This is a genomic window from Paenibacillus cymbidii (genome assembly GCF_004764705.1).
GTDB lineage: Bacteria > Bacillota > Bacilli > Paenibacillales > NBRC-103111 > Paenibacillus_AN > Paenibacillus_AN cymbidii.
Window position 1 is genome coordinate 500,835 of record NZ_SHLX01000001.1, and the last position, 19,046, is coordinate 519,880.

The following is a 19,046-nucleotide window of genomic DNA, read 5'->3' on the forward strand; positions in this document are numbered from 1 at the left end:
ACGCTCCTTCCGCATCGTAAACAAACGGCTTCACCGTCTGTTCCGTTCGCTTGGAAAAAGGTGCTTCCTTATGACCAAACCGATTCGAATCAGTATTATTTTTTGCCCATGTCCTTATTCTTCGCCATCCGTCCCCGAATTCCTGCCGCATAAAGCCGTATAAACGGAAACAGGAAGGCAAATGTTACGGAAACAACGACATAAAGCGACACGGGAGGCTTATCATGATCCGAAAATGGTTGGTTCTCGCCTTGCTGCTTGCGCTCGCGCCGGGGGCATACTCTCATGCTGCCGAACCGGCATACGCCAAGTGGGGGGCGGATGGCCATGGCGGAAGCGCAGAAGTGTTATGCCGGCGAGTTGATTGACTACCGGCACCTGGGTGCGGAGCAAGTTTCGGCAACGGTAACGCAGGAATCGTTCCATTTCTGGATGCGGCAAGGCGGGAAAGAGTTCGGCGTCACCGTCTCGATTCGTTTTGAAGCGGCAACCGGGCGGGTCGATTCGGTCGTTTGCCGCCGAACGGATCCGTGAAACGCGCCGGAAATTTGGCCCCATTTCGACGTGTTGCTTCATTATATATAGGCTCGTTTCCGCTTGCCGCGCTGTTGAATGTGGCCGAATTTGGCAATACTGATGTTCGAGGTGATCGTATGCTGGAGCAGCCGTATTTTTGCCCGAATTGCCGGTCGAACCGGGTCAAGTTTCAACTCGTGACCACGTACACGCAACCGCTGATGAAAAATGCCATCACGGGAGCGATCGTGGAAACGGGCGACACCGTCCCCGTCAGCGATGCGGAGCCGACGATTCAATGCCGGGTGTGCGGGTTTGCCGGAAATGAGCAGCGGTTTTTGAAGCAGGCGGAGAAGGAACCGCGCGTACAGACGCCTACGACGTCAACGTTGTTTTGACCCGCCACCGTCCGTTGCGCAGGTTGCATGCGAACGAACGCGCTCCGCGCAACGGGCGGCCCTCCGTTCAAATTCATTTCCCGGACAATGAGATTAGTCGCCATCGTTCTCGATTTTCGAACGATTTCTGCTAAAATTGATGTTCGTTTTCGACGAAAAAGGGAGGAAACGGGCGAAAAAAAGTGGTACAATGATGAAGGTTTGCATGGGCGGTACGTTCGGGCCACGATTCGACGTGGACTCGTCCATACGCGGCGCAACCGGTTGGCTGGCGGTCAGCCCCACCGGCGTTGCGGTATTTCGGATCGGTTCGTACATGAAGATAGGAGGAAGCACATTCAATGAACATCCATGAATATCAAGGCAAGGAAGTTCTGCGTCAATACGGCGTTGCGGTACCGGAAGGGAAAGTCGCTTTCACCGTGGAGGAAGCAGTAGAAGCGGCGAAGGAGCTCGGAACGAAGGTAGTGGTAGTCAAAGCGCAAATTCATGCCGGCGGCCGCGGCAAAGCGGGCGGCGTGAAAGTGGCGAAAAGTTTGGACGAGGTGCGTACATACGCCAGCGACATCCTCGGCAAAACGCTCGTCACGCACCAAACCGGTCCGGAAGGCAAAGAAGTGAAACGGCTGCTGATCGAACAAGGCTGCGATATCAAGAAGGAATATTATGTCGGCGTCGTCGTGGACCGCGGCACGGGCCGGGTCGTCATGATGGCTTCGGAAGAAGGCGGCACGGAAATCGAAGAAGTGGCCGCTCATACGCCGGAGAAAATTTTCAAAGAAGTGATCGACCCGGCAATCGGGCTGCAGCCATTTCAGGCGCGCAAGCTTGCTTATGCCATTAACATTCCAGGCGAGCTCGTAAACAAGGCGGTTCAGTTCATGACCGCGCTGTACACGGCTTTCGTTGACAAGGACTGCTCCATTGCCGAAATCAATCCGCTCGTCGTTACCGGCGACGGCAATGTAATGGCGCTTGACGCCAAGCTCAATTTCGATTCCAATGCGCTGTTCCGCCATAAAGATATTGTCGCGCTGCGCGACCTGGACGAAGAAGACGAGAAGGAAATTGCGGCATCCAAATTCGACCTCAGCTACATCGCGCTCGACGGCAACATCGGTTGCATGGTCAACGGCGCAGGTCTGGCGATGGCGACGATGGACATCATCAAATATTACGGCGGCGAACCGGCCAACTTCCTTGACGTAGGCGGCGGCGCGACGACGGAGAAAGTAACCGAAGCGTTCAAAATCATTTTGTCCGACGAAGCGGTCAAAGGCATTTTTGTCAACATTTTCGGCGGTATCATGCGCTGCGACGTTATTGCCAACGGCGTTGTCGAAGCGGCCCGTCAGCTCGGCCTGACCCGTCCGCTGGTGGTTCGTCTGGAAGGCACGAACGTGGAGCTCGGCAAAAAAATATTGAACGAATCCGGCCTCGATATCATCGCCGCCGATTCGATGGCGGACGGCGCGCAAAAAATCGTCGCGAAAGTAAAACAAGCCTAAACCAGATAAGGGTGTGAATAAACGATGAGTATTTTGGTCAACAAGGATACGAAAGTCATCACACAAAATATGACCGGCAAAACCGGCATGTTTCATACAAAAGGCGGGCTCGACTACGGCACGCAAATGGTAGCGGGCGTGACGCCGGGCAAAGGCGGCATGAACGTCGACTTTCAGCTCGAGGACGGCACGACCAAGACGCTTCCCGTTTACAATACGGTAGTGGAAGCCGTCAAAGCGACAGGCGCGACGGCATCGGTCATTTACGTTCCGCCGGCAGCGGCTGCAGACTCGATCATGGAGGCGGTCGACGCCGACCTCGATCTTGTCATTTGTATCACGGAAGGCATTCCGGTGCTCGATATGGTGAAAGTGTCGCGCTACATGGAAGGCAAACGTACCGTGCTGATCGGACCGAACTGTCCGGGCGTCATAACGCCGGGCGAGTGCAAAATCGGCATCATGCCGGGCTACATCCATATGCCGGGCCATGTCGGCGTCGTTTCGCGCAGCGGAACGCTCACGTACGAGGCGGTTCACCAGCTTTCGACACGCGGCATCGGCCAATCGTCGGCAGTCGGCATCGGCGGCGACCCGGTCAAGGGCTCGGAATTTATCGATATTTTGAAGCTGTTTAACGAAGATCCGGATACGTACGCGGTCATTATGATCGGCGAAATCGGCGGTTCGGCCGAAGAAGAAGCGGCAGAGTGGATCAAGGCGAACATGACGAAGCCTGTCGTCGGTTTCATCGGCGGCCAAACGGCGCCTCCGGGCAAACGCATGGGCCATGCCGGCGCGATCATCTCCGGCGGCAAAGGCACGGCGGCAGAGAAAGTGGCAACGCTTGAGGCTTGCGGCGTCAAAGTTGCGCCAACCCCGTCGGAAATGGGCTCGACGCTCGTCAGCGTACTCGAAGACAAAGGCTTGCTCGAAAAGTGCATTACCAAGAAGTAATCGCATAAGCAAGGCCCGAAAAGGTAAGCAACCTTTCAACTCCACTTTGGAGCTGGGAGGTTGTTTTTATTTTATAAAACAAAGGAGAGATTGATGATGGAACGTTTGGATGCGCGCAGTGTGCTGATTGCTTTGCACGAGATGGAGGGAGTAGGCTGGATGACGTTGCTGCGGGTGCTTGGCCATTTGACCGATTGGGCGACCGTGCAGGATCAATCGGCGGAACAATTGGTGCAACTCGGCGTACGTGCCGATACGGCGGCAACGATTCGATCTTGCCTGAACGCCGGGTGGCTGGCGCCAAAGCTGGAACGTTACCGCGCCGCCGGGGTAGACATTATGACGATTGCCGACGACGATTATCCGTTTTTGCTCGAGCGGACGACGACGCCTCCCTGGGTGCTTTATTTGAAAGGCCGCCGGGAATTGCTTGCCCGACCGCTTGTCGGCGTCGTCGGTACGCGAACGCCAACGGTGTACGGCCACAAGGTGGCCGGCGACATGGCGCGGCAATTTTCCGCGGCCGGGCTTTGCATCGTCAGCGGCATCGCGCGCGGCATTGACAGTTCGGCGCATCGCAGCGCGCTGCAGGAAGACGGCGGCACGATCGCCGTGCTGGGCTGCGGCATCGACCGCATTTATCCGCCGGAGAACGCGTCGCTCTACCGCGAAGTGGAGCAGCGCGGGTTGATTGTGTCGGAATACCCGTACGGCACGCCGCCGCAGGCCGGATTATTCCCGCTCCGCAACCGCATTATCGCCGGCCTGTGCCCGGCAACGCTTGTGATTGAAGGCTCCGAAAAAAGCGGTTCGTTGATTACGGCGCGCAAGGCGGTCGAAGAAGGACGGGAAGTGTACGCCGTGCCCGGTCCGATTACGTCGCCGAAGAGCAAGGGCACGTTGCAGCTGCTGCGTGACGGGGAAGCGATGATCGCCATTTCGGCGGTAGACATTATAAGCGTATACAAACGGCGGCCGGCGGTAAACGATAGGGAGGACAAGAACGGTCCGGCAGGGGAGAAGGACAGCGAAATCGCCGAGCTGGAGCGGATGCCGCTGAGTCCGGACGAAGCGCGCATTTACCGGCTGCTTTCGTTTGAACCGACGACCATCGACCGGCTGCTGGAAGCGAGTCAAACAAATTTTGGACATTTGCATGCAATTCTGTTATCTTTAACTTTGAAAAAAAGGATCGCCCAGTTACCCGGTTCATCCTATATCGTGATATAGAGCAATCGGTTAGCCCATGATTGTTTGGAAGGGGGAATGTACGCTATGGCAGACTCGCTCGTCATCGTGGAATCACCTGCAAAAGCGAAAACGATCGGCAAATATCTCGGCAACAAGTATATTGTAAAAGCGTCCATGGGCCATATTCGGGACCTCCCGAAAAGCCAGATCGGCGTTGAAGTCAAACATAATTTCGAACCGAAATATATTACGATCCGCGGCAAAGGTTCCGTGCTCAAGGAACTGAAGGACGCCAGCAAACGCGTCAAACATATTTATCTGGCGGCTGACCCTGACCGCGAAGGGGAAGCGATCGCCTGGCATTTGGCGCATTATCTGGAGCTGGAGCAAACCGAGCCTTGCCGCGTCGTCTTCAACGAAATTACGAAGCAGGCGGTCAAGGACGCGTTCAAGACGCCGCGGCCGATCAATCTCGATCTGGTCAACGCGCAGCAGGCCCGGCGTATTCTCGACCGGCTGGTCGGCTACAAGATCAGTCCGCTGCTGTGGAAGAAAGTGAAGAAAGGCTTGTCCGCCGGGCGCGTGCAATCGGTAGCCGTCAAGCTGATCAACGACCGCGAGAACGAAATCAAGGAATTCGTGCCGGAGGAATACTGGTCGATCACGGTCCGGCTGACGTCCGGCAAATCGACGTTCGAAGCGAAGTATTACGGCAGCGGCGGCGACAAACGCGAGCTTAAGAACGAAGCCGAAGTGAACGAAGTGTTGGCGGCAATCGGGGCGAAGACCGCGTTTATCGTGGCGGACGTGAAGGAGAAGGAACGCCAGCGCAATCCGTCCGCGCCGTTCATCACCAGTACGCTGCAGCAGGAAGCGGCGCGCAAGCTCAATTTCCGCGCTTCCAAGACGATGTCCGTCGCGCAGCAGCTGTACGAAGGCATCGATATCGGCAGCGAGGGCACCGTCGGTCTCATCACGTACATGAGAACGGACTCGACGCGCATCTCGCCGGTCGCGCAGGACGAAGCGAAAGAATACATTCTCGGCAAATACGGCGCCGATTACGTGCCGGAAACGCCGCGCGTCTATACGAAGAAAGCGACGAACGCGCAGGATGCGCACGAAGCGGTTCGTCCGAGTTCGGTGCAGCGCGAGCCGGACAGCCTGAAGGAATTTCTCAGCCGCGACCAACTGCGGTTGTACAAGCTGATCTGGGAGCGTTTCGTCGCCAGCCAGATGTCGTCCGCGGTGCTGGATACGATGTCCGTCGATATTGCCGCCGGCGATGCGACGTTCCGTGCAACCGGACAGAAAATGAAGTTCGCCGGCTTCACGAAAGTATACGTGGAAGGCAACGACGACGGCACGACCGAAGAAGAGAAGATGCTGCCGCCGCTGGCGCAGGGCGACAAGCTGAAGGCGGAGGAAATCGAGCCGAAGCAGCATTTCACCCAGCCGCCGCCGCGCTACAGCGAGTCGCGACTCGTGCGGGCGCTGGAGGAACTTGGCATCGGACGGCCAAGCACGTACGCGCCGACGCTGGAGACGGTGCAGAAGCGCGGTTACGTGGCGCTTGAGGAGAAGAAGTTCATCCCGACCGAGCTTGGCGAGTTGGTCATCCAGCTGATGGAGGAATTTTTCCCGGAAATTCTCAATATCGAATTTACGGCGCAGATGGAAGAAGAGCTCGACAACGTCGAAGAAGGCAAGGAAGATTGGGTCAAGGTGCTCGACTCGTTCTACACTTCGTTCGAGAAGCGGCTGGAATTCGCCGAAGAAGAGATGAAGGAAGTCGAAATCCAGGACGAAGTGTCCGACGAAGTGTGCGAGAAGTGCGGGAGCCCGATGGTGTACAAGATGGGCCGCTTCGGCAAGTTCCTCGCTTGCTCGGGCTTCCCGGACTGCCGCAATACGAAGCCGATCGTCAAGGATATCGGCGTCACCTGTCCGAAGTGCAAGGAAGGGCGGGTTGTCGAACGGAGAAGCAAGAAGGGCCGCGTCTTTTTCGGCTGCGACAAGTATCCGGAGTGCGATTTCGTGTCGTGGGACCGACCGGTGGAAGAACCCTGCCCGGCTTGCGGCTCGCTGCTCGTGATCAAGAACAGCCGCAGCGGCCAGACGGTGCAATGCACGCAGTGCGAATTCAAGGAAGAAGCGGCGGAAACCGAAACCGAAATCGCCGACTGAAAGCTGACCATTACGTCAGGCGCGGCGCAAGCGGCTCTGACGTTCCATACAAGGACAAGACGAAGTTCCGCGGCATTCGCCGCCGGGACTTTCGTCGCGATTGGACGATTTGCGGCGTGACGCCGGGAAGGCGGGGCCGGTTTATAGGAGGGGAACGGATTGACGACACCAATGAAAGTAACCGTCATCGGCGCGGGGCTGGCCGGGAGTGAAGCAGCTTGGCAAATTGCCAGGCAAGGCGTGCCGGTTACGCTGTACGAAATGCGTCCGGTGCGCAAGACGCCCGCCCACATCAGCGACAAATTCGCCGAACTCGTCTGCAGCAATTCGCTGCGGGCGAACGGCTTGACCAATGCGGTAGGCGTGCTGAAAGAAGAGATGCGGCAGCTGCAGTCGCTCATTCTGGCGGCGGCGGACAAACATGCGGTACCGGCGGGCGGGGCGCTTGCGGTCGATCGCGATTTGTTTGCGGGGGAAGTGACCGACACGCTGCGCAGCCATCCGCTGATCGACGTGCGCAATGAAGAAGTGACGAAGCTTCCGGAGGAAGGAATTACGGTCGTCGCTACCGGCCCGCTCACGTCGCCGGAGTTGTCGGCGCAGCTGCAAACGTTGTTCGGCGAAGAATATTTGTACTTCTACGACGCCGCGGCGCCGATTGTGGAGAAAGACTCCATCGACATGGACAAGGTGTACCTCGCCTCCCGGTACGACAAGGGCGAAGCGGCTTACCTGAACTGTCCGATGTCGGAAGCCGAGTTTCAAACGTTTTATGAAGCGCTTACGACCGCCGAAACGGCACCCGTCAAGGAGTTTGAGAAAGAAATTTATTTCGAAGGCTGCATGCCGATCGAAGTGATGGCCCAGCGCGGCCGGCAGACGGTGTTGTTCGGCCCGATGAAGCCGGTAGGGCTGATCGATCCGCGCACAGGCAAGCTGCCGTACGCGGTCGTTCAACTGCGGCAGGACAACGCGGCAGGTACGCTGTACAATTTGGTCGGCTTCCAGACGCATCTCAAGTGGGGCGAGCAGAAGCGGGTATTTTCGCTCATCCCGGGGCTGGAGCAGGCGGAATTCGTCCGCTTTGGCGTCATGCACCGCAACACGTTCATCAATTCGCCGAAGCTGCTGCTGCCGACGTACCAGTTCAAAGGGCGCGAGTCGCTGTTTTTTGCCGGGCAGATGACCGGGGTGGAAGGGTACGTGGAGTCGGCGGCTTCCGGCCTGATTGCGGGCCTCAATGCCGGACGGCTGGCGCGCGGGCTGGCCTGCGTGACATTGCCTGCGGATACGACGCTCGGCAGTATGGCGAATTACATTACGTCGGCCGATGCCAAACATTTTCAACCGATGAACGCCAATTTTGGCTTGTTCCCGCCGCTGGACGAACGATTAAAAGGAAAGAAGCTGAAAAACGAAAAGCTTGCTGAACGCGCAATTCACGCAATTCAGAATTTTTCGCAAAATGAAAGCTTGTTTTCTTGTATGTAAAAGCTTCGCTATGGTACCATGAGGAGAACCGGATGAAAAACGGCCACTATATTGACGACTTTCTGCGTTATCTGGAAATCGAAAAAAACGCCTCGGTGTATACAGTCCGGCATTATGCGTCCGATTTGCAGCAATTTACCGCACATCTGGAAGAGCAGCGGATCGACGGCTTCGAAACGGTGACGTATTTGCACGTCCGCATGTTTCTTGCCAAGCTGGGGGCCGACGATTACGCCAAACGTTCGATTTCGCGCAAGCTGTCGGCACTGCGCTCGTTCTATCAGTATTTGCTGAGGGAGGGCGCTGTCGCCGTCAGCCCGCTCAGCTATGTCCGCACGCCGAAGCTGGAGAAGAAGCTGCCGCGGTTTCTGTATCTGGAGCAGACGCTGGCGCTGCTGGAGGCGCCCGACCTGTCGACGCCGCTCGGCGTGCGCGACCGGGCGCTGATGGAGTGCCTGTACGCCAGCGGCATGCGCGTCAGCGAGTTGGTCGGACTTGACGTGTCGTCGATCGACCTCGACAACGGCATTGCGCTTGTGTTCGGCAAAGGCGCCAAGGAGCGGTACGTGCCGCTGGGCGAGCTGGCGGTCGATGCGCTTCGCAGCTACATGGACGACGCCCGCAACGAGCTGCTGGAAGGCAAGGAGGCGCTCCCGCTGTTCCTTAACTACCGCGGTACGCGGCTTTCCGACCGAAGCGTCCGGCGCATCGTCGACAAGTACGTCGAACAGCTGGCGCTGGCCAGCGACGTCAGTCCGCACACGTTCCGCCACACGTTCGCCACTCACATGCTCGAAGCCGGCGCCGACCTGCGCGTCGTGCAGGAACTGCTCGGGCATGTCGACCTGTCGACGACGCAAATTTATACGCATGTGACGAAAGATCACTTGCAATCGATCTACAACAAGGCGCATCCGCGCGCCTAGTCCCCATAAGCGGCCGTTTGCGGCCGAGGCAACGAAGCATAAGCCCCGCTCGGCGGGGTTATCTCAAGGAGTGAAAGCATGGGCGATTTTCACGCTACGACGATATTCGGCATTCGCCATCAAGGCAAAGGGGCGATCGCCGGCGACGGCCAGGTCACCTTCGGCAACAGCATGGTGATGAAGAGTCAGGCCAAAAAAGTGAGGCGGTTGTACCGCGGCCAGGTTGCCGCCGGGTTCGCCGGCTCGGTCGCCGATGCGGTGACGCTGTTCGAGAAGTTCGAAGGCAAGCTGGAGGAGCATCACGGCAATTTGACCCGGGCCGCTGTCGAACTGGCCAAAGATTGGCGCTCCGACCGCGTCTTGCGTCGGCTCGAAGCGATGATGATCGTGATGGATGCGAGCGGCTTGCTGCTGATCTCGGGCAACGGCGAAATAATCGAGCCGGACGACGGCATTCTTGCCATCGGCTCGGGCGGCAGCTTCGCGCTGGCGGCGGGCCGCGCCTTGCACCGCCATGCGGCGCATATGAGCGCGCCGGACATTGCCCGCGCCGCGCTGGAGACGGCGGCGGATATCTGCGTGTTCACGAACCGCAACATTATTGTGGAAGTCATCGAATAGACGGGGCGGACGTCAGCTTATCCGGCTTTTTTAGCATATCCGTAAATTTTCCATTAATTGGCGGATGCTTCCGAAGCAAGTTAATGCTCGCGGGAAGCATATCACGAAGTTTCGCATTAACTTAGCAGATGCTTCCGAAGCGAGTTAATGCTCGCGGGAAGCGTATCACGAAGTTTCGCATTAACTTAGCAGATGCTTCCGAAGCGAGTTAATGCTCGCGGGAAGCGTAACACGAAGTTTCGCATTAACTTTAAGGAGGCACCTTATGTCCCAAGCCCTCACGCCGCGGCAAATTGTCGCCGAGCTTGATAAATATATCATCGGCCAGAACAAAGCGAAGAAGTCGGTCGCCGTCGCCCTGCGCAACCGGTACCGGCGCAGCCGGCTGGACGACACGATGCGGGATGAAATCATCCCGAAAAACATCCTGATGATCGGTCCGACCGGCGTCGGCAAAACGGAAATCGCGCGCCGGCTCGCCAAGCTCGTGCAGGCGCCGTTCGTGAAGCTTGAAGCGACCAAGTTCACCGAAGTCGGCTACGTCGGCCGCGACGTCGAATCGATGGTGCGCGACCTCGTCGAAACGTCGATCCGCATGGTGAAGCAGGAGCGTACGGAGCAACTGCAGGACCGCGCCACCAAGCTTGCGGACGAACGCATCGTATCGATTCTGGCTCCCGGTCCGAGCCGCCGCAAGCAGACGCGCAATCCGCTGGAGATGCTGTTCGGCCAGCAGAACCAGCAAAGCGACGACGACGACGATGAGCCGTCCTCGGATATCGCCGAGAAGCGGATCGCGATTCGTTCGAAGCTGGCCAAGGGCGAGCTCGAGAACGAAACGATCGAAATCGAAGTCGAAGACAACTCGCCTTCGATGCTCGACATGCTGGGCGGCGGGCAGCCGGGCAACGAACAGATGGGCATGAACTTCCAGGAAATGCTCGGCAACATGCTGCCGAAGCGTTCGAAGAAACGCAAGCTTCCCGTGAAGGACGCGCGCAAGGTGCTCGTGCAGGAAGAAGCGAACAAGCTGATGGATATGGACGAAGTGATCCAGGAATCCGTTCGGCGCGCGGAGCAGTCCGGCATTATTTTTCTCGACGAAATCGATAAAATTGCCGGCGGCGGCCGCGGCAGCGGCAGCGGCGGTCCCGACGTTTCGCGGGAAGGCGTGCAGCGCGACATCCTGCCCATTGTCGAAGGTTCGACGGTGATGACCAAGTACGGTCCGGTCAAAACCGATTACATGCTGTTCATCGCCGCCGGAGCGTTTCATATGTCGAAGCCGTCGGATTTGATTCCCGAACTGCAGGGAAGATTCCCGATCCGCGTCGAGCTTGGCAGTTTGACCCACGACGATTTCGTGCGCATCCTGAAAGAACCGCGCAACGCGCTGACGAAGCAGTATACGGCCCTGCTGCAAACCGAGGGCATCGAAGTGACGTTTACGGACGCTGCGATCGAAGAGATCGCCCGCATCGCCGTTACGGTCAACCAAAATACCGACAATATCGGCGCCCGCCGTCTGCATACGATTCTGGAGAAGCTGCTGGAAGACTTGTCATTCGAGGCGCCCGACATTACGCTGGACGAATTTCCGATTACGCCGGAATACGTCCGGGAGAAGCTGGCCGATATCGCGCAGAATCGCGATTTGAGCCATTATATTTTATGATCCGGCGGGTCGCCAGGCAATGGCGGCGGCCGGATGGGGTAACAGGAGGTTTCATACAAGATGGCTTTGCTAGCCAAGACAAGAAGATTGAACAAATTGCTGCAACAGGCAGCCGGAAATGCAGTCAATTTTATGGAGATGGCCGAAGTGCTGCGGGAGACGATTGATGCGAGCGTCTACGTCGTCAGCCGCAAAGGCAAGCTGCTTGGATTTGCGTTCGCCGATGCGGCCTGGCCGGATCGCGGCAACCGACAGCTGCTGGAGGATAGGCGGCTTTCCGAAGAAACGAATGCGCTGCTGCTGAGCATTGAAGAGACGTCGTCGCAATCGGCGGCAGGGGGGACCGGCGGCTGGGAAGAGGCGTTCGGCCAGGCGCAAACGACGCTTGTCCCGATTCTCGGGGGCGGCAATCGGCTTGGCACGCTTGTACTGACGCGGGATGCGCTGGCATTCGTCGACGACGACCTGATTCTCGCCGAATACGGCGCCACGATTGTCGGCATGGAAATATTGCGCGTCCGCGCCGAAGAAAGCGAAGAGGAATCGCGCAGCAAGGCGATCGTGCAAGTGGCCGTCGGGTCGCTTTCATTCAGCGAGCTGGAAGCGCTTGAGCATATTTTTGAAGAGTTGAAAGGCAAGGAAGGGCTGCTCGTCGCCAGCAAAATCGCCGATCGTGTCGGCATCACCCGCTCCGTCATCGTCAACGCGCTGCGCAAGCTGGAGAGCGCTGGCGTCATCGAAACGAGGTCGCTCGGCATGAAAGGCACCTACATCAAAATATTAAACGAGCAGCTGTTCGTCGGCTTGGAGCAAGTCAAGCTGTAATTCCCTCCAAAAGTGTGACGCAGTTCACAAAATAAACAGGCGAAAAGTCCCTTTCTGAAAAAGATAGGGCTTTTTTCATATTGTGCATTAATGTAATTATCTACAAGATAAATGATAGTTTGAAATTCTGCAAGATCCGACATTTTTCGGGGGAATCCGTACAGGGTTCGCAATATTTTTCGAAATATTAATGTCGAATCAAGAAGGAGTTTGGCTTTCGATTGTTGAATATTAGTATTCAATATTGCTATAAAAAGGTGGTAGCCGCATGTCCTTACTAGATAAACCGAGCTTCAACCTGCTCTCTCGTTCACTGGACGCTGCCGCACTGAGGCAAAAAGTTGTCGCCAACAATATCGCCAATGTCGACACGCCCAAATTCAAACGATCCGACGTCGTCTTCGAGGAATTGCTGCAGAATGAAATGTCCTCTCCGCGAGGCATTGTCGGCAGCCGGTCGGATCGCAGACATTTTTACATAAGCAGCGGCAGCCAGTCGGGACCGCAAATTCAGACGGACGAGCGTGCGGTCATGAACAACAATTTGAACAACGTCGATATCGATTCCGAAATGTCGCTTTTGGCCAAAAACCAGCTGCGCTATAATGTCATGGTGCAAGAAGTGAACCACGACATCAAGATGATGAGAACCGCCATCAATGGAGGGAAATAACAGATGAGGTTGACCAACGGCTTCGATATTAGCTCTTCGGCATTAACCGCGCAGCGGCTGCGGATGGATGTCATATCTTCGAATATCGCCAATGCCGATACGACGCGCACGAAGATGGTAAACGGCAAGTGGGTGCCGTACACACGCAAAATCGTTACCATCGAACCGAAGGAGCAGGCTCCATTCTCCAGCGTGCTGCAAGGCGCCATGAACGGCGCAAGCGGCGGGTTCGGCGAAGGGGTCAAAGTGACGAAGATCGGCGAAGATTCGGCGCCGTTCAAGCAAGTGTACAATCCGACTCATCCCGATGCGGACGAGAACGGCTTCGTGATGATGCCGAACGTCGACATCCTTAAAGAAATGGTCGACATGATATCGGCCACACGATCATACGAAGCGAACGTAACGGCGCTTAACGCTTCGAAGGCATTTGTGACGAAGGCGCTTGAAATCGGCAAATAATGCCGGCTTAACATTTTGAGGGGGAATTGGGATTGATCGACAATATTTCGTTAAAGCCGGCTGCAGTCCTGCAGCTGCAAAAATCGAAAACGGAAACGGGAGCCGTAGATGTCACCCAATCCTTCAGCTCGTTGCTCAATGACTCGCTTGCCAAACTGAACGCTCAGCAAGTGGAAGTCGACAAGCTGGGCGAGCAATTTGTCATGGGCGAATTGGCCGACACGCACCAAGTGATGATTGCTGCCGAGAAAGCTTCGTTAGGGCTCGAACTCACCGTGCAAGTGCGCAATAAAGTGATCGAGGCTTATCAAGACATTATGAGAATGCAACTGTAATCTCATAGGCAACAGCAATCGGATGGGGTGACAAAGTGAACGAAACAGTACTCCAATATTGGAATCGGGCCAAGCAATATTGGAACAAATATACCAGAACACAAAAAATTACACTAATCGCAACAGTAGCCATACTCGTTCTCACCGTTACCTTGGTCTCTTATAATTTGTCCAAAACGCAATATTCGGTTGCCTATCGCGATTTGCAGCCCAGCGATGCCGCCGCCATCAAACAATATTTGGACGGCGCCAAAATTCCGTACCGGATCAGCGCCGACGGCAAAGTGATCGAAGTGCCGACGAAAGAAGCGACCAACGTCAAGCTGGACGTGGAATCGCAAGGTCTCAACAAGAACGGATCGATCGGTTACAGCGCATTCCGCGACAGCAGCGCTTTCGGCACGACAGACGCGGAATTTCAGATCAAACATCTTGACGCGCTGCAAGGCGAAATCCAGCAACTCATTAACGCGAACGAATCCGTGCTCAGCTCGAAAGTGCTTATTACGCTGCCGGAACAATCGGTATTTCTGCCGAAAAACGGGGTAAGGGAGCAAGCTTCCGCGGCGGTTGTCGTCAAGCTGAAGCCGGGATACCGTCCCGACCAGCAGCAGATCGACACGCTTTACCGTTCCGTTGCGCACAGCGTACCGAATTTGACGCTCGACAACATTACGATTTCCGATCAGAACGGCGACGAACTTCCTTATTCCAAATCGGGAAGCTCGCAGCTTAATACGGCCAATGCGGTGACGCAGCAATTCCAAATCCAGAAGGCGTTCGAACAGGATATTCAGAAAAAAGTCATGACGATTCTCGGCGGTGTGCTCGGGACGGACAAAGTCATCCCGATGGTCATGTCGACGATGAATTTCGACCAGAAGAAGTCGAACCAGCAGCTCGTTACGCCGGTCGTCGACAATCAGGGCATCGCTATCAGCATGCAGGAAATCAGCAAGTCGTACACGTCCGACAGCGGATCGGCAGCCGGCGGGGTAGCCGGAACCGGCGACACCGACGTTCCCGGTTATCCGGGTAGCACCGGCAGCGGCAAAACGACGTCCGAAGAAGTGCAAAAAACGGTCAATAGCGAAATCAACCGGATTACGAACGAAATCGTATCGAGCCCGTATACCGTCACCGATTTGACGATCAGCGTCGGCGTCGAGCCGCCGGATACTAACGATCCGACGACGCTGACGCAGCAAACGAAAGATGCGATTCAGCGCATTCTGGTGAATGTCGTTACCGCCGCTTTGGCGAATAGCGGCAGAACGTTCACCGCCGATGAACTGACGAGCAAAGTTATCGTGTTCGATCACAACTTTGCCCAGAAAGACGTTGCAGGCGCCACGAACAAAACGAACTGGCTGCTTTACGGCGGAGGCGCGCTTGCCTTGCTGCTTGCCGGGGCGACAGGATACGCAATTTCCCGCCGCAGGCGGAAAGCGCAGCTGGCGATGGAGGAAGCGGCGGCAGCCGCAGCTACGAAAGTTGAATTCCCGACAATCGATTTCGATAATGTCACGAACGAGAACCAGGCGCGCAAGCAATTGGAAACGTTGGCGAAACGAAAGCCCGAAGATTTCGTCAACCTGCTTCGTACATGGCTCGTAGATGAATAGAGGTGTAAATCAGTGGCAAAGGGAGTTCAACACGGTTTAACGGGCAGACAAAAAGCGGCAATCCTGCTGATCAGTCTGGGACCAGAAGTTTCGGCGCAAATTTTCAAGCATTTGCGCGATGAAGAGATAGAGCAGTTGACGCTGGAGATCGCCAATGTACGCAAGGTGGACACGACGGAGAAGGAAGCGATTTTGTCCGAATTCCATCAAATCTGCATGGCGCAGGAATACATAACGCAGGGCGGTATTTCGTACGCCAAAGATATTCTGGAGAAGGCGCTCGGATCGCAGAAGGCACTTGACATTATCAATCGATTGACGGCCACGCTTCAGGTCAGGCCGTTCGATTTTGCCCGCAAGGCGGACCCCGCGCAAATTTTGAACTTTATTCAGAACGAGAATTCGCAGACGATCGCGCTCGTGCTGTCGTATTTGCAGGCCGAACAATCGTCGATGATTTTGTCCGCGTTGCCGCAAGACAAGCAGGCGGAAGTAGCCAAACGGATCGCTCTGATGGACAGCACGTCGCCGGAAGTCATCAGCCAGGTGGAGCGCGTGCTCGAGCAGAAGCTGTCGGCCACCGTCACGCAGGACTATTCGTCGGCGGGCGGCATCGAAGCGATCGTGCAAATTTTGAACGGCGTCGATCGCGGTACGGAACGTACCATTCTCGATGCGCTCGAAATTCAGGATCCGGAGTTGGCCGAAGAAATCAAGAAGCGGATGTTCGTGTTCGAAGACATCGTCAATATCGACAATCGTTCGATCCAGCGTATTATCCGCGACATCGAAAACGCCGATTTGCAGCTTGCCCTCAAGGTGGCGAGCGAAGAAGTGCGCGAAGCGATTTTTCGCAACATGTCGAAACGGATGTCCGAGACGTTCCGCGAGGAAATGGAGTATATGGGCCCCGTGCGGCTGCGCGACGTCGAAGAAGCGCAAACGCGCATCGTAGCAACGATCCGCCGTCTGGAAGAATCCGGAGAAATCATCATCGCTCGCGGCGGAGGGGATGATATCATTGTCTAACGTAATCAAGCCGCTGTTCTACACGACGCTTGACGATTTCAAGACGGTGGAAGGCGCTCGTCTCCCGCAAGCGCCGGGAGCGGCTCCGGAAGACGGAGTCGACGAAGAGGAAAAACTCGAGCTGCTGGAACTGAAAGCGATGAAAGAGCGGATCCTGCTCGATGCCGAACAATCCGCCGATCAGATGCTGCACGATACGGTGGCCGAAACGAACGCCATACGCGAACAAACGCAGCAGGAAATCGACCAATGGTGGAGCGAACGCAGGCTGCAAGACGAACAGGTAACCGAAGAAGCAAGGCTGTCCGGCCTGGAGCAAGGGTTTCGTGAAGGCGCTGTGCAGGCGGAAACCGCGGTCCGGGAGCAGTATCACGATACGCTGAAGGAAGCGCAGGCGGTGCTGGAGCAAGCCTACGAGCTCAAGCAGCGGATCATTCTGGAAGCGGAGCCGTTCCTGATTGAATTAAGCACCGCCATCGCCGAAAAAATTATCGATCGCCAACTGACCATAGATCCCGAATGGATTGTCAAGATGACGCAAGACGTGCTTGCGCGCAGGCGGGAGAAAGGCACGATTACCCTTTGCGTAGCGCCGGCTCATTTCGCTTATTTGCAGGACGCTCGCGAGGAATTTTTGCTCTCGATCGATTCGCAAGCCGAATTGCAAATTATTCCGGACGCTTCGGTCACCGATCACGGTTGTGTCGTTCGTTCCGCTTTTGGCAGCATCGACGCCCGCATCGATACCCAGCTCACCGAAATTAAAGCGGCGCTGCGACAAATCGCCTTGCGGGGCGAGGAGGCGGACGCGACATGATGAAGGTGCCGACGGCAGGCAAGTATATTGAACATTTGCGCCAGATCGATCCGGTGCTCGTCAACGGCAAAGTGATCCAGGTCATCGGCCTGACCGTCGAGTCCGAAGGGCCCGATGCCAGCGTCGGCGACGTGTGCCTCATTTACCCGTTCAAGTCGAATACGCCGCTGAAGGCGGAGGTCGTCGGCTTCCGCAACAACCGGGTCATTCTGATGCCGCTCGGCGACTTGCATTCCATCGGTCCCGGCTGCGAAGTCGTCAGTACCGGACGGCCGCTTACGGTGCAAGTCGGCCACGAGCTGCTGGGCAAAGTGCTGGACGGTCTTGGACAGCCGCTCGACGGATCGTTCCTGCCTTCGCGCATGACTCACTACTCGACGCACAACGCGCCGAACAATCCGCTTCGCCGGCCGCGCGTATTACAGCCGATCAGTGTCGGCGTCCGCTGCATCGACGGGCTGCTGACGATCGGCAATGGCCAGCGCGTCGGCATCTTCGCCGGATCCGGCGTCGGCAAAAGCACGCTGCTCGGCATGGTTGCCCGCAATACGGCGGCCGATGTCAATGTGATCGCGCTGATCGGCGAACGCGGCCGCGAGGTGCTCGATTTTATCGAACGCGATTTGGGCCCGGAAGGGCTGGCGCGTTCGGTCGTCATCGTGGCGACCAGCGATCAGCCGGCGCTCATCCGGATCAAGGGAGCCATGATCGCGACGAGCATCGCCGAATATTTTCGCGATAAAGGGCTGAACGTGATGTTGATGATGGACTCCGTCACCCGCTTCGCAATGGCGCAGCGTGAGGTTGGCCTTGCCGTTGGCGAGCCGCCGGCAACAAGAGGCTACACGCCATCGGTGTTCGCTGCGCTGCCGAAGCTGCTGGAACGTTCGGGCACCGGCACGAAAGGCTCGATTACCGCGTTCTATACAGTGCTTGTCGATGGCGACGATATGAACGAGCCGATTGCGGATGCGGTTCGCGGCATTCTGGACGGCCACATCGTGCTCGACCGAAACCTGGCCCATCGCGGGCACTATCCGGCAATCGACGTGCTGGCCAGCGTCAGTCGCGTCATGAAGGAAATTGTGCCGGATGAGCAGCAGGAAGCCGCCGATATGCTGAAACGGCTGCTGGCTATTTATAAAGATTCGGAAGACTTGATCAATATCGGGGCGTACCAGCGCGGCTCAAACCCGCAAATTGACTTGTCGCTGCAATACATCGACCAGATCACGGCTTTTACCCGGCAGAAGGTAAACGAAAAAGTCAACTACGAAGAAGCGCAGCAGCAATTGATCGAACAATTCCACGGAGGCTGAGCGAAACATGCGGTTTCGGTATGCGTTCCAGAAAATCGTCGATTTGAAGGCCAGCGAAAAAACGCAGGCGGAATGGGAACTGTCGCACGCGGTAGGCAAACTGCAGGTGGAGGAGCAGATGTTGTCCGGGCTGCATTCCGAAAAGTCGGAGTTGCAGACGAACTTGTCGAGCGCCACGCAGGAGACGGTCACGGTATCCGATCTGATGCACTACCAGACGTATCTGAACCACATCGACCGGCGCATTTCGCAGAAAGACGCCGATGTGCGCAGCGCGCAGCAGCGCGTCAACCACGAGCGGCAGCAGCTCACCGCAAAGATGGTGGAAGAGAAAGTGTGGACGACGGCCCGGGACAAGGCGAAACGGTTGTTCGTTCATGCGGAGCAGCGCAAGGAGCAAGGCGCCATTGACGAAATGGCGACGATGCGGAGCAAGCGGCTGTCTTATTAATAGGAAGCGGAGCATGGCGCGACCGCGACCGCGGGCAGGC

General features: G+C 56.6%; 19 protein-coding genes. All 19 read left to right on the forward strand.

Going from position 1 to position 19,046, the window contains the following annotated elements; all coding sequences use genetic code 11:
- Positions 1-285 precede the first annotated feature (285 nt).
- The 19 genes from EXY20_RS02165 to fliJ all read left to right on the forward strand — a co-directional run bounded on the left by EXY20_RS02165 (position 286) and on the right by fliJ (position 19,006).
- Positions 286-534, forward strand: coding sequence for a DUF3889 domain-containing protein (locus EXY20_RS02165; RefSeq protein ID WP_135547122.1), 249 nt, complete (start codon positions 286-288; stop codon positions 532-534).
- A gap of 119 nt (positions 535-653) precedes the next feature.
- Entirely contained in the window at positions 654-914 is a 261-nt protein-coding gene (locus EXY20_RS02170) for a hypothetical protein (protein WP_135547124.1), read from the forward strand.
- A 341-nt stretch (positions 915-1,255) separates the two neighbouring features.
- Positions 1,256-2,422 carry an ADP-forming succinate--CoA ligase subunit beta gene (gene sucC / locus EXY20_RS02175; protein ID WP_135547126.1) on the forward strand — a complete coding sequence of 389 codons (1,167 nt, stop codon included), beginning with the start codon at positions 1,256-1,258 and terminating at the stop codon, positions 2,420-2,422.
- 24 nt (positions 2,423-2,446) lie between these two features.
- Complete coding sequence (gene sucD / locus EXY20_RS02180) at positions 2,447-3,379, forward strand: succinate--CoA ligase subunit alpha (RefSeq protein WP_135547128.1); 933 nt, start codon at positions 2,447-2,449, stop codon at positions 3,377-3,379.
- A gap of 96 nt (positions 3,380-3,475) precedes the next feature.
- Positions 3,476-4,609, forward strand: coding sequence for a DNA-processing protein DprA (dprA, locus tag EXY20_RS02185; protein ID WP_135547130.1), 1,134 nt, complete (start codon positions 3,476-3,478; stop codon positions 4,607-4,609).
- Between the two features lie 45 nt (positions 4,610-4,654).
- Positions 4,655-6,757: a type I DNA topoisomerase gene (gene topA, locus EXY20_RS02190; RefSeq protein ID WP_135547132.1), complete on the forward strand. Its 2,103-nt coding sequence runs from the start codon at positions 4,655-4,657 to the stop codon at positions 6,755-6,757.
- Positions 6,758-6,928: 171 nt separating this feature from the next.
- A complete protein-coding gene (gene trmFO / locus EXY20_RS02195; RefSeq protein ID WP_407944887.1) occupies positions 6,929-8,248 on the forward strand; it encodes an FADH(2)-oxidizing methylenetetrahydrofolate--tRNA-(uracil(54)-C(5))-methyltransferase TrmFO in 1,320 nt (439 codons plus the stop codon).
- A gap of 32 nt (positions 8,249-8,280) precedes the next feature.
- The gene (gene xerC / locus EXY20_RS02200) at positions 8,281-9,174 is read left to right on the forward strand and encodes a tyrosine recombinase XerC (RefSeq protein ID WP_135547136.1); all 894 of its coding nucleotides are present in this window, start codon (positions 8,281-8,283) and stop codon (positions 9,172-9,174) included.
- A gap of 78 nt (positions 9,175-9,252) precedes the next feature.
- Positions 9,253-9,795, forward strand: a complete 543-nt coding sequence (hslV, locus tag EXY20_RS02205; RefSeq protein WP_135547138.1) for an ATP-dependent protease subunit HslV — start codon at positions 9,253-9,255, stop codon at positions 9,793-9,795.
- Between the two features lie 265 nt (positions 9,796-10,060).
- Positions 10,061-11,470, forward strand: a complete 1,410-nt coding sequence (gene hslU / locus EXY20_RS02210; protein WP_207671203.1) for an ATP-dependent protease ATPase subunit HslU — start codon at positions 10,061-10,063, stop codon at positions 11,468-11,470.
- Between the two features lie 60 nt (positions 11,471-11,530).
- Complete coding sequence (gene codY, locus EXY20_RS02215; RefSeq protein WP_135547143.1) at positions 11,531-12,295, forward strand: GTP-sensing pleiotropic transcriptional regulator CodY; 765 nt, start codon at positions 11,531-11,533, stop codon at positions 12,293-12,295.
- A 268-nt stretch (positions 12,296-12,563) separates the two neighbouring features.
- Positions 12,564-12,968: a flagellar basal body rod protein FlgB gene (flgB, locus tag EXY20_RS02220; RefSeq protein WP_135547145.1), complete on the forward strand. Its 405-nt coding sequence runs from the start codon at positions 12,564-12,566 to the stop codon at positions 12,966-12,968.
- A 3-nt stretch (positions 12,969-12,971) separates the two neighbouring features.
- Entirely contained in the window at positions 12,972-13,430 is a 459-nt protein-coding gene (flgC, locus tag EXY20_RS02225) for a flagellar basal body rod protein FlgC (protein WP_135547147.1), read from the forward strand.
- 32 nt (positions 13,431-13,462) lie between these two features.
- Entirely contained in the window at positions 13,463-13,765 is a 303-nt protein-coding gene (gene fliE, locus EXY20_RS02230) for a flagellar hook-basal body complex protein FliE (protein WP_135547149.1), read from the forward strand.
- Between the two features lie 35 nt (positions 13,766-13,800).
- Complete coding sequence (gene fliF, locus EXY20_RS02235) at positions 13,801-15,390, forward strand: flagellar basal-body MS-ring/collar protein FliF (protein WP_135547151.1); 1,590 nt, start codon at positions 13,801-13,803, stop codon at positions 15,388-15,390.
- A 12-nt stretch (positions 15,391-15,402) separates the two neighbouring features.
- Complete coding sequence (gene fliG / locus EXY20_RS02240) at positions 15,403-16,419, forward strand: flagellar motor switch protein FliG (protein WP_135547152.1); 1,017 nt, start codon at positions 15,403-15,405, stop codon at positions 16,417-16,419.
- On the forward strand, positions 16,412-17,236 hold the full coding sequence (locus EXY20_RS02245; protein ID WP_167858939.1) for a FliH/SctL family protein: 825 nt from the start codon (positions 16,412-16,414) through the stop codon (positions 17,234-17,236). Before fliG ends, EXY20_RS02245 begins: the two co-directional genes overlap by 8 nt.
- On the forward strand, positions 17,233-18,555 hold the full coding sequence (fliI, locus tag EXY20_RS02250; protein WP_135547156.1) for a flagellar protein export ATPase FliI: 1,323 nt from the start codon (positions 17,233-17,235) through the stop codon (positions 18,553-18,555). The genes EXY20_RS02245 and fliI overlap by 4 nt, the downstream gene beginning before the upstream one ends.
- A gap of 7 nt (positions 18,556-18,562) precedes the next feature.
- Complete coding sequence (fliJ, locus tag EXY20_RS02255) at positions 18,563-19,006, forward strand: flagellar export protein FliJ (protein ID WP_135547158.1); 444 nt, start codon at positions 18,563-18,565, stop codon at positions 19,004-19,006.
- Positions 19,007-19,046: the final 40 nt, after the last annotated feature.

What these genes read in the sequence shown, in the direction of transcription:
- EXY20_RS02165 (WP_135547122.1), top strand. Translation starts at nt 286, where the DNA reads ATGCTGCCGAACCGGCATACGCCAAGTGGGGGGCGGATGGCCATGGCG.
- EXY20_RS02170 (WP_135547124.1), top strand. Translation starts at nt 654, where the DNA reads ATGCTGGAGCAGCCGTATTTTTGCCCGAATTGCCGGTCGAACCGGGTC.
- sucC (WP_135547126.1), top strand. Translation starts at nt 1,256, where the DNA reads ATGAACATCCATGAATATCAAGGCAAGGAAGTTCTGCGTCAATACGGC.
- sucD (WP_135547128.1), top strand. Translation starts at nt 2,447, where the DNA reads ATGAGTATTTTGGTCAACAAGGATACGAAAGTCATCACACAAAATATG.
- dprA (WP_135547130.1), top strand. Translation starts at nt 3,476, where the DNA reads ATGGAACGTTTGGATGCGCGCAGTGTGCTGATTGCTTTGCACGAGATG.
- topA (WP_135547132.1), top strand. Translation starts at nt 4,655, where the DNA reads ATGGCAGACTCGCTCGTCATCGTGGAATCACCTGCAAAAGCGAAAACG.
- trmFO (WP_407944887.1), top strand. Translation starts at nt 6,929, where the DNA reads ATGAAAGTAACCGTCATCGGCGCGGGGCTGGCCGGGAGTGAAGCAGCT.
- xerC (WP_135547136.1), top strand. Translation starts at nt 8,281, where the DNA reads ATGAAAAACGGCCACTATATTGACGACTTTCTGCGTTATCTGGAAATC.
- hslV (WP_135547138.1), top strand. Translation starts at nt 9,253, where the DNA reads ATGGGCGATTTTCACGCTACGACGATATTCGGCATTCGCCATCAAGGC.
- hslU (WP_207671203.1), top strand. Translation starts at nt 10,061, where the DNA reads ATGTCCCAAGCCCTCACGCCGCGGCAAATTGTCGCCGAGCTTGATAAA.
- codY (WP_135547143.1), top strand. Translation starts at nt 11,531, where the DNA reads ATGGCTTTGCTAGCCAAGACAAGAAGATTGAACAAATTGCTGCAACAG.
- flgB (WP_135547145.1), top strand. Translation starts at nt 12,564, where the DNA reads ATGTCCTTACTAGATAAACCGAGCTTCAACCTGCTCTCTCGTTCACTG.
- flgC (WP_135547147.1), top strand. Translation starts at nt 12,972, where the DNA reads ATGAGGTTGACCAACGGCTTCGATATTAGCTCTTCGGCATTAACCGCG.
- fliI (WP_135547156.1), top strand. Translation starts at nt 17,233, where the DNA reads ATGATGAAGGTGCCGACGGCAGGCAAGTATATTGAACATTTGCGCCAG.
- fliJ (WP_135547158.1), top strand. Translation starts at nt 18,563, where the DNA reads ATGCGGTTTCGGTATGCGTTCCAGAAAATCGTCGATTTGAAGGCCAGC.